Genomic DNA, 14,164 nt, shown 5'->3' on the forward strand with positions numbered 1-14,164 from the left:
ATCCTCCTTTAAAAATGCTGCCCATCACGGTAGTAGCATTGTGGCGTGAGCGCCATAAACATGATTGAGATATGTTTTGCAGGCGAATATACAGCTAATACGGCCTGACGAATGATCTGTTCTACTGCGTGACGAATTTCGGGATCTTTGGCAAACCAGAGTACCTCGACTTGCACGAATGCCTTATCGAGCTCACCATGACGAAAAGCAACGCTCGGCTCCCAGTCTAAGGTGAAACTATCGGTCTTAACCTGACACAGGTTCGCTAGCTCATCGAGCAAAGTTTCACTGATTCGACATACCGCCTCTTGCGGTAAACCGCGCATACGAATGTGTGGCATACTGGTTCCATCCCAAATCTTAAGGGGTAGAAATTACCCATTTACCGGGTTTGGGGCAAGGGTTTTCTGTTGTTATACGTCGCACTTGGGGTAAACCGGGTTAAAATTAAGCAGAATCAGCGGCTAAAGGGGTGACCTTGGCCTCCTTTGTCTTAATTATTGTTTAACCCTCCGACATTGGGCATAAAACACCTTACAATAGGCACATCTGTCTGCTTTTAGGTTCCAGCATGAATAAAACCATACTTCTCACCCTGGCATTAACCCTGTTAGCCGCTTGGGGTATCTTTCACTTTAAGGCGCAACTAGGCTTTATGGTGCTGCCGCTTTTCATTGCCTTGGTGCTATTTGTCACGCTACGTTTATACCGCTTGATGGAAAAAGATGAGCCTTCCCAGGACGATTAGCCTAAACCCAGTAAACAAGGACATGTTTCGACGCTTATGTATACCAGAATAACTCGAGGGCTTACCGCCCTTCCCCATGTTCTCCCAAGGTCGCTGACTAAAGCGTTTCCTTTAATTCTCGCCGCTCTCACTATCCCACTAATGGGCAGTGCGAGGGCCGAGGTCAGCGATCTTGATAGCCAGGGTTATTATGACAACCTCTTGTCGGTGATCGCGCCGCCTCACTCGCAACTGGCTGTGTTTGCGCAAGATCTCACCAGCAAAGAGATACTCTTTCAGCGCAATGCCGACACCTTGTTATTACCCGCCAGTACCCAGAAGCTATTGACGGCCGTAGCCGCGATGCGGGTGCTCGGCAGTGAATTTACCTTTCCCACCCTGTTTTCGTCTAAGGGGCGCTTGTCTCACGGTGTGTTAACGGGCGATCTCTACCTGAGCTTCAGTGGCGATCCGACATTAACCACCGACGACCTGAGGGCAATGCTAAAGCAGCTGCAAGACTCAGGTATTCATACCATTAAGGGCAACCTGTTGCTCCTTGGCCAGGCCAAGGAGCAGACGCGAGCCCCAGGTTGGGTGTGGGACGATCTCGGGATCTGCTACGCCGCGCCGGTCTCAAGCTTTATCGTCAACCAAAATTGTGTCAAGGGACAGCTAAAGCCTAAGCTGGCGAGCAATGCCAGCCAATTGAACTTTCCACGTTACCTGCCTATCAAGGTGTCGACTACCGCCGTGTTTGATAAGTCGCAGCAAGAGTCATTCTGTGAGCTAAACCTGGCAAGGCTTCCCGATAATCATTACCACATCAGCGGATGCTATCCTGGCGACAAGCCGCTTAATCTTGCCATCGCCGTTGACGACCCTGCACTCTATGCCAAACAGATCCTGGGGCGCATGTTAAAGAGTGCCCACGTCAAAATAAGCGGCCAAGTGGCCATCGCACACAGAGCGCCTGTTGGACTCAAGCCGATAGTCACCCATGAATCGGCCGCGTTGAACGAACTCCTCGGCACCATGCTGCTCGACTCTGACAACTTGATTGCCGACAGACTGTTTAAGGCCATTGGTGCACGCTACTATAAGGTGCCCGAGAGCTTTCATGCCGGCGCAAAGGCCGTTAAGGAGATACTCACGGCAGATGGAATTGACCTGACCCACTCCCAGATCATCGATGGCTCTGGCCTGTCACGCTATAACCTTATCTCGGCGCGCCAACTGGCGCAGACGTTAAGCCTTATCGCCAAAGATGAAAAATTAAAACCTCTTATGGCACTGCTTCCGGTTGCCGGGATAAGTGGTACTCTGACCTATAAGAGAGGCTTTCACCAGCCACCGCTGATGAGCAAGGTATCGGCCAAGACGGGCTCAATGCAAGGCGTCGATAACTTAGCGGGTTACCTTTCACTGGGTAGCGACCAACAGCTGTTATTTGTGGTGATGGAAAATGGCCAGAGCCAGAAGAGTAAAAAGCAAAGTCTGGTGCCATTTAGTGCACTCTTCCTGCAGAGCCTGCTCGATAAACCCGAGCAGACGGCCATTAGTCACAGCGATTCAAGTAGCGACGCGAAACGCAAAACCGCCCAATAAAAAACGCCCGGGTTAAACAATCCGGGCGTTTTCATCAGCTGTTTAGGCAAATATTAAAATAGCTCATCGGCCATGGCCATGACGCTGGCATCCCCGGCGTTAACCTGAGCCAGGTGATAGTCCACCTTAGGCAGCAGTTTGGCCAGATAGAAATCAGCCAACTGCCTTTTAGCCGTACTAAAGCTGGCGTCTTCGTGATCACTCGCCTTATCGGCCATCAGTAGCCAGAAGTAGCCGTAAACCAGGTGACCGAAGGCGTCGAGGAAGTCGACGGCGCAGGCGTTAATCAAGGCTGGTTGGTTTAACTTGTTGGCGTTGATATATTCGCCGCTCGCCAGTAAGGCCTCGAAGCGCTGCCTAATAAGCGCTTTGTGTTCATCACTCACATTAGCCATGTCCGCCAACTGACTTTGACACTCGGCAACAAACTCGGTCAGAGTTCGCAGGTCGTCACCCGTGGTCTTTCTGCCCAGAAAATCGATGGCTTGAATGCCGTTTGTTCCCTCATAGATCTGCGCGATACGCGTATCACGAACCAACTGCTCGATACCTGTCTCACGAATATAGCCATGACCACCAAACACCTGCTGCGCCATGACGGCAGCGTCCAGGCCTCGGTCGCTCAAGAACGCCTTAGCGACTGGCGTAAGCAGGCCAACATAACGTGCGGCCTTCTGTTGTACTTCACCCTCGGCATATTTGGCCAGGTCCAGTTGCTGACCGGTAAACACAGAGAGTGCGCGGCCCGCCTCTGTGTAACAGCGTATCGTCATCAGCATACGGCGCACATCGCCGTGAACCAGGATAGGATCGCTCGCGTTGGCGCTACCGCCTGCCGCTTGGCCCTGCAGACGCTCTTTGGCGTAATCACTGGCCATCTGATAGGCCGCCTGCGAGGTGCCCAGGCCTTGGATGCCAATCGCCAGGCGCTCATAGTTCATCATGGTGAACATACACACCAGGCCGCGGTTGGCCTTTCCGATAAGGTAGCCCTCGGCGTCATCGAAATTCATCACACAGGTAGCCGAGCCCTTAAGGCCCATCTTGTGCTCGATCGAACCTACGGTGACACCATTGCTGTCGCCTAGCTCGCCGTTGTCATCGACTTTTATCTTAGGCACCAGAAATAGCGAGATACCGTTAGTGTCAGGCAGTTTTGCCAGAACCAGGTGAATCACGTTCTCGGTGAGATCATGATCGCCACCTGTGATAAAAATCTTACTGCCGGAGATCAGATAGCTGCCATCTTCTTGAGGTATGGCCTTAGTGCGAATATTACGAAGATCCGAGCCTGCCTGTGGCTCTGTCATATCCATGGCGCCGGCCCACTGCCCCGAGTACAGGTTTGGTAGGTACTTCTCCTTGAGCGCATCGCTGCCGTGGGCATTGATACAGAGCGCGGCACCTGCGGTGAGCGAGCCATAGAGGGTGAAGGCGTTACAGGCGCTGTAGGCCATCTCATCTACCAGGACGCCCAGCATCTTAGGCATCCCCATACCGCCAAACTCAGGATCGCCGCACAGGCCAACCCAACCGCCTTCGGCATATTGGTCGTAGACCTCACGATAACCGTCGGGTGTGATCACCTTAGCATCTTCAAAGCTTACGCCTTGCTCGTCGCCGGGGCGATTAATAGGATGGATAAGATCCCGCGAGATCTTATCGGCCTCATCGAGGATGGCCACGGCCGTGTCCATATCGACGGTCTCAGCCAATGCCGCTAGTTCACCCCAAGTTTGCGGAGCATCGAACACGCGCTCCAACAGAAATTTCATGTCGGCTAATGGCGCCTGGTATGGATTCATCTCGTCTCTCTCAAACGTAAGATTAAAACAGTTGTTTTAATCTATCTTAGTTGTCACTGAGAATAAAGCCCTTTAGTCAAATATTGTCCGATCGCTCAAATAAAAAAGCCCCGCTTAGAGTGCGAGGCTTACTGAATGTTTGTGCGTTACCACATGAGGTCATCTGGGATAACATAATCGGCGTAGGGATCGTCTTCTTCGACCACTTGGGTGGCGTCTTCGGCCTGCCATAGGTAACCACACCAGTCCGGCACCAAAAGATTAACCCGTTCGGCCAACTTATGAGGCACCAGGTAACTTACCTCTTCGTGACGAACGACACCGAGTTGGCCGTTGAGCAGCTGACTCTGGAGTTTTTCGGTCACATACACGCTAAAGATCTTAGTGCCTAAGGTGTAGTTAAACTTAACTTCGGCATCCTTTGGCGGCTCGATGGCGCAGCGCTTAAATTCGGTGATCAGGCCACGTACCTGACCCTTCTCCATCGCCTCGGCAAAGCGTTGTTCGTTAAGCGCCTTGTCTTTATCGATCTGCGCCTGTTTCTTTGCCGCGATCTCTTGTTTCAACGCTGCCGAACCATCGTCGACCTTGGCTTTACGATCGCGACGCTTCTGGGTTTTGGCATCGCGAACCTTCTGTTTGCTGACTAGGCCAGCCTTGAGCAACTGCTCTTGAAATGGGTTTGCCATCTATCTTCTCACTTACTGGGTTGCGCGCCTGGCGCTACCTACTTATCTTTTGATTGTCGGGCCAACTTGCCCAATTCGTTCATAGCCATACTTGCACCACCAAGCGACCAGCCACCGTCTACCGGCAAAATTGTACCAGTAATATAGCTTGCCATCGGCGAAGCGATGAACATCGCGGCATTGGCAATGTCATCGCTGATACCGTTTCGCTTAAGCGGCACGCTTTGGGCCACGGCCGCTTGTAGTGCTTCACTCGGTGCTAGGCGGTTAAATCCTTCTGTGCCGCTGATGGGACCGGGCACGATAGAGTTTACCCTTATTCCCTCAGCTCCCCATTCCAGTGCCAGACTCTTGGTCAACATGTCGACCCCGGCCTTCGCGGCGCTCACATGGGACTGCATCGGCATGGCGATATAGGCCTGTGGCGCAGAGATCTGTACGATGGCACCGCCTGGGCGACGCATCAAGGGATAGGCCTGTTTAAGCACCTGAAAGCTGCCTAGCAAATCGATATCCATCACCGACTTAAAGCCGTTTTCGGAAAGATCCGCCGCCGCTGCGGGGAAGTTTCCAGCCGCGCCACTGACCAGCACGTCCAGTTGGCCATAGGCATCCGCGACCTGCCTGAACCCAGCCTTTAGGGCATCGAGATCTCGTACGTCGAAAGCCACGCCAAGCATATTTCCTTTCGCGTTAAGCGCGCGCAGCGCCTCCACGGCGGCATCAACCTTCTCCTGACGACGACTGGCAACCGCTACATTAGCTCCCGCCTTGGCAAAGGCTTTGGCGATACCGAGGTTAATGCCACTGGTACCGCCCACCACAAAGACGTTTTTCCCTTGATAATCGAACATCTTCTTTCCCTGTCTGATAAAACCTTAACGATTAAATTAGGAGGCTCAGGGGATCAGGTCAAGCTAATTAAGCGACGCGTGGATCTCGGTTAGCGCAGCCAGTGGATTAGCCGCCTTGGTGATAGGACGACCTATGACCAGGTAATCTGACCCTGCAGCCAGTGCCTGGGTCGGCGTCATCACACGGTGCTGATCGCCTTTGTCGCTGCCCGCCGGACGAATGCCTGGGGTCACCAGCTTAAAGTCGGCGCCAAATTCGGCCTTTAACATGCTGGCTTCCTGGGCCGAACAGACGATACCGTTCAGTCCAGCCTGTTTTGTGAGGTTCGCCAGACGCTTAACATGCTCTGCCGCAGGTACATTGATGCCAAGCAGCGCCAGCTCTTCATCACTCATAGAGGTCAGTACCGTCACGGCGATCAATAGCGGCGCCTTATCACCATAGGGAAGCAGCGCCTCGCGCGCGGCCTGCATCATGGCAAGACCACCGCTGGCATGCACATTGGTCATCCATACGCCAAGCTCGGCGGCTGCGGTGACGGCCTTGGCAACCGTATTGGGAATGTCATGGAATTTGAGATCCAGGAAGAGGTCGAAATCACGGCTATGGATCTCTTTAACCAACTCAGGGCCGAAGAGTGTGAACATCTCTTTGCCTATCTTAAGGCGACACATGTTGGGGTCGAGCTGATCGATGAGCTGCAAAGCTTCGGATTTATTATCGTAATCTAACGCCACTATAATAGGTTTGTTGCTCATGCTGTTCTCCTGTTGCTTTGCATTTTATTAGCTATTTACTCCCCGTCTAGTCCACGGATCCGCTTGATGGTGCCCCAGCTCTTACAAGAGGGACAATGCCAGTAGAGAGTGTGTGACGGGAAACCACACTCGGTGCAGCGGTAACTGGGACGGAATTTTATCTGTTGCTCGACCAGTTCGGCGAGCATATTCAAACTTTGTTTGGCCTGGCCATCTTCGGCATGTTGGATCTGCATCTTCATCAGATGCTGAAAGCTCTTCATGGTGGGATGACGATAGAGGCCATCGAGGATCAACTTCTCGGCATCCTGGCTTTCTCCCTGGGCAATCATCTGCTGGGCAAGCGTGATGGCAACGCTAGCACCGGCCCCCTGCTCTAATGCCTCGCGTAGCAGCTCGCGATAGGCACCAAGATCCTTAGTCGATTGGTAAACTTCTTTTGCTATGGCGAGCGCCTCGGGGAAGAGTTCGATATCGGCATCTTTCAACCGGCACAACATCTCTTTGGCTCGGCCAAATTCTTGCTGAGCGAGAAACAGCTTGGCGCTACTTAACATGGCGCGGCCACATTGCGCGTCCTGCTTGATTGCCTGAGCCAGGTGCTTGAGCTTTAGCTCGTTATCGCTTGCCTCATCGGCGAGCTCACAATAAAGATGGGCCTGCAGGTGCTTGAGCGATTGCTGACGCTTACGTTTGAGGCTCTTGATGATATCGATCGCCTTCTGCCAATCCTTGGTCACCTGATAGATGGCGATAAGCTGATCTTCGGCCTCTTCGCTGTGATCTTCCTGACGAACCAGATTGAGGAAGATCTCCTCGGCCCTGTCGTAGAAGCCGGCGGCTAGATAGTCTTTGCCGAGCTCCATCATGGCGATGTCGCGCTGCTCTGTGGTCAAGGTTGGGCGGGCGATAAGGTTTTGGTGAATGCGGATAGACCTGTCCACCTCGCCTCGCTTGCGAAATAACGAGCCTAGCGAGAGATGGGTATCTATGGTGTCATCGTCCACGTCGAGCATGGAGATGAAGAGATCGACAGCCTTGTCCGATTCGTTGGACAGAAGGAAATTAAGGCCGGTAAAGTAATCGCGGCTTAACTGCTTTCGCTTATTATTCTGTTTGTGCCTGATACTACGGCGCCCCATGTACCAGCCGTAACCGGCGGCGATGGGCAACAACAGAAACAGAATCTCTAACATATTAAGCGTTTACTTCCTTCGCTTGATGTTCGATTTGAGAAGATGGCGTGAGCGCCTCAACCGGTAACTTGGCCTCTAGCTGCTCGATTTTCTTATTGGCCTTACGCAGTTGCAGTCTCACCTTGGTAATGTGATAGATGGCAAACAGCCAGCTGACCAGGAAACCCGCCAAAAACACCACGCCGAGCACGACAGGTAGTCGATATTCGCCCTGAGCGACGAAATAACTGATGGTCACCAGCTGTTCGTTACGCGCACCAAACAATAAAGCCAAGACAAAAAACAGGGCGACAAGCACGGTCGCGATAAATGACTTCACGTTACTCTCCATAAACCCGTGGTGGTGGGTTGATTATCCAAGAAATTTAGCGAACTAGCTAGCCATACCTAGAATTTAGGCATAAAAAAACCTCCTTTCGGAGGCTTTTAAAACAATGTCATTTACGAGTTGATAGCATCAACGCGCTCACGCAGTTCTTTGCCAGGCTTAAAGTGCGGTACATACTTGCCTTCCAGCTCAACTGAAGTACCAGTCTTAGGATTGCGGCCTGTACGTGGTGCACGATAATGAAGGGAAAAACTACCAAAGCCACGGATCTCGATACGGTCACCGCCCTCCAATGTTGTTGCCATCTGCTCCAACATCTCTTTAATAGCGCTTTCTACTTCTTTTGCCGACAGCTGCGACTGCCTACTGGCAAGTTTTTCGATCAGTTCGGATTTAGTCATCCTGTACCCTCTATAATCAAGCCAAACACAGTCACCTAGCGGGAATGTTGCCATCCCCGAACTTCAGGCGAATTATTTGCGAGCCGCTTTGAACGCTTCAGCCATGGCATTGCTCATAGCAACGTCATCTTGCTTGTTCAAGTTAGCCATCGCTTCCTTCTCATCAGCTTCGTCTTTCGCACGGATAGACAGGCTGATAGTACGGTTCTTGCGATCAACACCCATGAACTTAGATTCAACAGTGTCACCTACTGAGTATACAGTAGATGCATCTTCGATGCGCTCACGAGAGATGTCAGAAACACGTAGGTAACCTTCTACAGTTTCAGCCAACTCGATAGTTACGCCTTTCGCGTCTACTGCAGTAACAGTACCAGTTACGATAGCACCTTTCTTCTTATCTGCAAGGTATGCATTGAAAGGATCGTCTTCAGTCTGCTTAACGCCTAGGCTGATACGCTCACGCTCTGGGTCAACTGACAGTACAACTGCGCTGATTTCGTCGCCTTTCTTGTAATCAGATACGGCTTCTTCGCCAGTACCGTTCCAAGAGATGTCAGACAGGTGAACCAGACCGTCGATACCGCCGTCTAGACCGATGAAGATACCGAAGTCAGTGATAGACTTGATCTTACCAGTAACCTTGTCACCTTTCGCATAACGCTCTGCGAAATCATCCCATGGGTTGGTCTTACATTGCTTCAGACCTAGAGAAATACGACGACGCTCTTCGTCGATGTCTAACACTAGAACTTCAACTTCATCACCTAGGTTAACAACCTTAGATGGGTGGATGTTCTTGTTAGTCCAATCCATTTCAGAAACGTGTACCAGACCTTCAACGCCTTCTTCGATTTCAACGAAGCAGCCGTAGTCAGTTAGGTTAGTTACGCGACCAGTCAACTTAGTGTTTTCTGGGTAGCGCTTGCTGATTTCTAACCATGGATCTTCGCCAAGTTGCTTAAGACCTAGTGAAACACGAGTGCGCTCACGATCGTACTTAAGTACTTTAACGTTGATTTCGTCACCAACGTTTACGATTTCAGATGGGTGCTTAACGCGCTTCCAAGCCATATCTGTGATATGTAGAAGACCGTCAACGCCACCTAGGTCAACGAATGCACCGTAGTCAGTCAGGTTCTTAACGATACCCTTAACGGCTTGACCTTCTTGTAGGTTCTCAAGTAGTGCATCACGCTCAGCGCTGCTTTCAGACTCGATAACTGCACGACGAGAAACAACAACGTTGTTACGCTTCTGGTCTAGCTTGATAACCTTGAATTCTAGTTCTTTGTTTTCTAGGTGAGCAGTGTCGCGAACTGGGCGAACGTCAACTAGAGAACCAGGTAGGAATGCACGGATACCGTTTAGTTCAACGGTGAAACCGCCTTTAACCTTACCATTGATGACACCGATTACAGTTTCAGCATCTTCGTAAGCTTTTTCTAGAACGATCCAAGCTTCGTGACGCTTAGCTTTCTCACGAGAAAGTTGAGTTTCACCGAAACCGTCTTCAACAGAGTCAAGGGCTACGTCAACTTCGTCGCCAACTGCGATTTCTAGAACGCCTTGAGCGTTTTTGAATTGGTCAGCTGGGATTGGGCTTTCAGACTTAAGGCCAGCGTCAACCAGTACCATACCGTTCTGGATTGATACTACAGTACCACGAACGATAGAACCTGGACGGAACTCAAGTTGTTGAAGGGATTGTTCAAATAGATCAGCAAAAGATTCAGTCATGTTAATTTACTTTAAGTAATAAACCACGGCCCATCCTAGACGTGGAGTCAGATTAATCATTTGTCGCATCCGTGTGACAAATCGTAAAGACCCTGCCCCCTAGAGGACAAGATCAGGTAATTTTTCCTTGATGTGTGAGAGCGCAAGCTCAACCACTTCATCAATGCCTATGCCAGTCGTATCGATCACCAGTGCATCCTCGGCAGGAACCAGAGGCGCAACCGGACGATTCATATCACGCTCATCGCGTTCTACGACCTCGGCCAAAAGACGGTCGATATTAACATCGAAGCCCTTGTCCTGCAACTGATTATAGCGCCTTTGGGCCCTTTCCTCAGCCGATGCGGTTAAATAAAGTTTAGCTGGAGTTGTGGGAAAAACGACTGTCCCCATATCGCGACCGTCTGCGATAAGACCTGGCGCCTCGGCAAAGGCGCGCTGACGACGAAGAAGCGCCTCACGAACGCGGGGAAAAGCGGCCACTTTAGAGGCGGCGTTTGAACACTCCTGGCTACGAATGGCGTGTGACACATCTTCGCCTTCTAACACCACTTTAATACCGTTGCCGTTAGCCGAAATAAATTGCACATCTAGGTGCGCCGCTAACAGGGCCAGTGATGCTTCGTTGTCCAGCTCGACGTTGTGGTGAATAGCCGCGAGGGCCAAGACACGATATATGGCACCGCTATCAAGCAGCTTCCATCCTAAACGCGAAGCAAGTATCTGACTAATAGTGCCTTTACCTGCACCGCTTGGGCCGTCAATAGTGACGATGGGAGCCCGTTGTGACATATGATTCTCCAAATTAAATCTATCTTCCCTAAAGATCCTGAATGTCGTCCTCGAAAAACTGCGCGCGCATTATAAACTAAAAGCTTGCATAAAGCGGCAAAAAGTTACGAATTAACACAAATGGATCATTTAAGAGCGCGGGTCATATGAGCTGACCCGCGGTGGAGGACTTAGGTGAAAGACATAGCCTACTGGGCCAGCGCCGCGAATTGGGCAAAATAGTCAGGGAAGGTCTTGGAGGTACAATCTGGGTCGTTGATGGTAATGCCACAATCGGCAAAGGCCATCAGCGAGAAACACATGGCCATACGATGATCGTTATAGGTATCGATATCGGCAGTGTTTAGCTGAGCCGGTGGGGTGACGCGAATAAAGTCGTGGCCCTCTTCGACCTCGGCGCCCACTTTACGCAGTTCGGTCGCCATGGCAGCGAGACGGTCTGTCTCTTTGATACGCCAGTTATAGATATTGGTCAGGGTGGTGGTACCGCTGGCAAACAGCGCCGTCGTGGCAATCGTCATGGCGGCATCCGGGATATGGTTCATATCGAGATCGACCCCCTGCAGCGGCGCGCTTCTGGCAATAATGAAATCATCGCCCCACTCTATCTCGGCGCCCATGGCCTCGAGCACGTCGGCAAACTTCACATCGCCCTGAATGCTTTTTAGTCCAACGCCGGTGACCTTAACCTCACCGCCCTGAATGGCGCCCGCGGCCAGGAAGTAAGACGCCGAGGAGGCATCGCCCTCGACCAGTACAGTACCGGGCGAGACATATTTTTGACCCGCGGGAATTTCGAAGCGCTGATAGTCATGGTTAATGACGGTGACGCCAAATTGTGCCATCAAGGCGATGGTGATATCGATATAGGGTTTTGAGACCAGCTCTCCCTTGATCTTGATATTCACCTGCTCTTTAGCCAGTGGCGTGACCATCAGCAGTGCGGTAAGAAACTGACTCGACAGATCACCGGCAATCTCTACATCGCCGCCATTGAGTCCGGTGGCATTTATGGTTAACGGCGGAAAGCCTGGCTGCTTCAAGTAGCTGATGTCGGCGCCGAGGGCGCTAAGGGCGTCGACCAGATCGCCGATGGGACGCTCCTCCATGCGAGGCTCACCGGTTAGGGTAAATTCACCGCGTCCAAGTGTGAGCGCCGCGCATAAGGGACGCATCGCCGTACCAGCGTTACCGAGGAACAGCGTCTGAGCCGAGTCACTATTAATGGCGCCGCCCAGACCTTCGAGTTCGCAAACCCGGTTATTGTCTGACAGCTGGTAATTCACCCCAAGTTGTTTCAAGGCCGTTAGCATGTGACGAATGTCGTCGGAATCGAGCAGATTGGTGAGCCGGGTTTTCCCTTCAGCTAAGGTCGCCAACAACAGGGCGCGATTAGAAATACTCTTGGAACCGGGAATATTGACGGTGCCATGAACCTTAGATATAGGATCGAGTCGTAGTTGTTTCATTAATCACTTCTTAATTGGTTGCAGCCAAGGCTGGCCGCGGATTATTGATACTGTTAGATACTTAACACTTGCCATCACGACAAAATGGCCATCTGCTCAATTGACCTGAGCCTCGTGGTTATAAAATTACTGATTGAGCCGCAGTATTCAACCCTTTTTTACGATTTATAGCCGTTAATGAGTAATTTTCTTTCTTAGTATGCTATCGGCCCACAAATAAACGGCAAAAACAGACAAGCCATCCGCCACTGGCATGAAAATTTGCCAAGTTCAAGTTTCGATAAAATCGCGTCTTGTGCTGTAAATCCCGCGCAAAATTAGTTTATCCTAAGGCTACGCACAGCGAAGGCCATTAAGGGCCTATAACAAGACAATAAGGTAGTTGGAGCCATGTTCGAGAATCTTTCCCCTATGCCCGCCGATCCTATCCTAGGGCTGATGACAAAATTCCGTGAAGATCCCCATGCAAACAAAGTAGATCTAGGCGTTGGTGTATATAAGGACGAAGCGGGAAACACCCCGATCTTAGCCTGCGTCAAACGCGCCGAGCAGCACCGTATCGATACCGAGGCAACAAAAGTTTACATAGGTCCAACGGGCTCCCCCGCCTTTAATCAGCTGATGGGCGAATTGGCTTTTGGCCAAGACAACCCGGCGCTGCTAGCCGATCGCATTCGCACCGTATCTACCCCAGGTGGCACAGGCTCCCTGCGTGTCGCGGCGGACTTCATCAAACGCATCAATCCAAACAGCGTTATCTGGGTGAGCGATCCAACCTGGGCAAATCATACAGGCTTGTTTGAGGCGGCCGGTATTCAGGTCAAGACCTACCCCTACTATGATCATGAAAACAAGACGCTGAAATTCGAGGAGATGCTGGCCACCCTTGGCCAGATTGGCGCAGACGATGTGGTCTTGTTCCATGCCTGTTGTCACAACCCAAGTGGCATGGACCTCACTAACGAGCAGTGGGATCAGGTGATCGCACTGACTAAGCAACAAGGTTTCACACCGCTCATCGACATGGCCTACCAGGGCTTTGGTGACGGTGTCGATGAAGATGCCTATGGCGTGCGCCAGATGGCCGAGCACGTCAATAATATGATCCTGTGTAGCTCATGCTCGAAGAACTTCGGCCTGTATCGCGAACGTATCGGCGCCTGTTCTATCGTCGCCAAAGATAGCCAAAAGGCCAATGTAGCTTATTCTGTACTGCTCTACGTGGTGCGCTGCATCTACTCTATGCCGCCAGCCCATGGCGCGGCGATTGTAGAAACCATTTTAGGTTCAGATGAACTCAAGCAGCAGTGGCTAGATGAGCTAAAAGTGATGCGTGACCGCATCAATGGCAACCGTGCCATGCTGGTGAACAAGCTGATCGAAAAAGGTGTAACCCGTGACTTTAGCTTTATTGCCAAGCAGAAAGGTATGTTCTCCTTCCTCGGCATTACCCCAGAACAAGTTGCGCAGCTCCAGGCGGACCACTGTATCTATATGGTAGATTCGAGCCGTATCAGCATCGCCGGCATAGGTAATGGCAATGTCGATTACCTCGCCGAGTCTATCGCCAAGGTGTTGTAATACTCAGCCGATATCAGACATCTGATATCTAGTAAAAGGGGACCATACGGTCCCCTTTTTGTTTAGCTCAAGCGCCCTTTGAGTTATACCAATCAAAGTAAACATGTGATCAGAAGTAGCACAGGAAAAACGCTTGAGAACAAAGCAGGATTTTTAGATAAGTAGTTATTCTACAATTAAAAATACTAATACAGTTATCGAGCGTATTAACAAGC

The 14,164-nt window shown here is 51.2% G+C and carries 14 protein-coding genes; 3 read left to right on the forward strand and 11 right to left on the reverse strand.

The features are described from left to right. Positions 1–8: 8 nt before the first annotated feature. Positions 9–341 carry a DUF1904 domain-containing protein gene (locus tag DB48_RS16305; RefSeq protein WP_041511268.1) on the reverse strand — a complete coding sequence of 111 codons (333 nt, stop codon included), beginning with the start codon at positions 339–341 and terminating at the stop codon, positions 9–11. Positions 342–571: 230 nt separating this feature from the next. Here DB48_RS16305 and DB48_RS20310 point away from each other — a divergent pair, with 230 nt between their 5' ends. Together DB48_RS20310 and dacB are read left to right on the forward strand one after the other, a co-directional pair. Next, positions 572–748, forward strand: coding sequence for a hypothetical protein (locus DB48_RS20310; protein WP_152619186.1), 177 nt, complete (start codon positions 572–574; stop codon positions 746–748). A 141-nt stretch (positions 749–889) separates the two neighbouring features. Next, positions 890–2,335 (forward strand): D-alanyl-D-alanine carboxypeptidase/D-alanyl-D-alanine endopeptidase, encoded by a 1,446-nt coding sequence (gene dacB / locus DB48_RS16310; protein WP_052813833.1) that lies wholly within the window; start codon positions 890–892, stop codon positions 2,333–2,335. Positions 2,336–2,388: 53 nt separating this feature from the next. Here dacB and DB48_RS16315 read toward each other — a convergent pair whose 3' ends face one another. The 10 genes from DB48_RS16315 to aroA all read right to left on the reverse strand — a co-directional run bounded on the left by DB48_RS16315 (position 2,389) and on the right by aroA (position 12,368). Further along, complete coding sequence (locus DB48_RS16315) at positions 2,389–4,140, reverse strand: acyl-CoA dehydrogenase (protein ID WP_041511269.1); 1,752 nt, start codon at positions 4,138–4,140, stop codon at positions 2,389–2,391. Between the two features lie 146 nt (positions 4,141–4,286). After that, positions 4,287–4,829, reverse strand: a complete 543-nt coding sequence (locus DB48_RS16320) for a DUF2058 domain-containing protein (protein WP_041511270.1) — start codon at positions 4,827–4,829, stop codon at positions 4,287–4,289. Positions 4,830–4,867: 38 nt separating this feature from the next. Continuing rightward, positions 4,868–5,683: an SDR family oxidoreductase gene (locus DB48_RS16325; RefSeq protein WP_041511271.1), complete on the reverse strand. Its 816-nt coding sequence runs from the start codon at positions 5,681–5,683 to the stop codon at positions 4,868–4,870. Positions 5,684–5,746: 63 nt separating this feature from the next. Beyond that, positions 5,747–6,442 (reverse strand): orotidine-5'-phosphate decarboxylase, encoded by a 696-nt coding sequence (gene pyrF, locus DB48_RS16330; protein WP_041511272.1) that lies wholly within the window; start codon positions 6,440–6,442, stop codon positions 5,747–5,749. Positions 6,443–6,477: 35 nt separating this feature from the next. Next, a complete protein-coding gene (lapB, locus tag DB48_RS16335; protein WP_041511273.1) occupies positions 6,478–7,638 on the reverse strand; it encodes a lipopolysaccharide assembly protein LapB in 1,161 nt (386 codons plus the stop codon). A 1-nt stretch (position 7,639) separates the two neighbouring features. Continuing rightward, complete coding sequence (locus tag DB48_RS16340) at positions 7,640–7,957, reverse strand: LapA family protein (protein ID WP_041511274.1); 318 nt, start codon at positions 7,955–7,957, stop codon at positions 7,640–7,642. 122 nt (positions 7,958–8,079) lie between these two features. After that, complete coding sequence (gene ihfB, locus DB48_RS16345) at positions 8,080–8,367, reverse strand: integration host factor subunit beta (protein WP_033540518.1); 288 nt, start codon at positions 8,365–8,367, stop codon at positions 8,080–8,082. Between the two features lie 72 nt (positions 8,368–8,439). Further along, a complete protein-coding gene (gene rpsA / locus DB48_RS16350; protein WP_041511275.1) occupies positions 8,440–10,107 on the reverse strand; it encodes a 30S ribosomal protein S1 in 1,668 nt (555 codons plus the stop codon). Between the two features lie 99 nt (positions 10,108–10,206). Continuing rightward, a complete protein-coding gene (gene cmk, locus DB48_RS16355; RefSeq protein ID WP_041511276.1) occupies positions 10,207–10,899 on the reverse strand; it encodes a (d)CMP kinase in 693 nt (230 codons plus the stop codon). A 188-nt stretch (positions 10,900–11,087) separates the two neighbouring features. After that, positions 11,088–12,368, reverse strand: coding sequence for a 3-phosphoshikimate 1-carboxyvinyltransferase (aroA, locus tag DB48_RS16360; RefSeq protein WP_041511277.1), 1,281 nt, complete (start codon positions 12,366–12,368; stop codon positions 11,088–11,090). 390 nt (positions 12,369–12,758) lie between these two features. On the opposite strand from aroA, the gene DB48_RS16365 reads away from it, so the two are divergent. Then, positions 12,759–13,949, forward strand: a complete 1,191-nt coding sequence (locus DB48_RS16365; protein ID WP_041511278.1) for an amino acid aminotransferase — start codon at positions 12,759–12,761, stop codon at positions 13,947–13,949. The last annotated feature ends 215 nt before the right edge of the window (positions 13,950–14,164 follow it).

It is taken from the genome of Shewanella sp. cp20, from assembly GCF_000832025.1.
Lineage (GTDB): Bacteria > Pseudomonadota > Gammaproteobacteria > Enterobacterales > Shewanellaceae > Shewanella.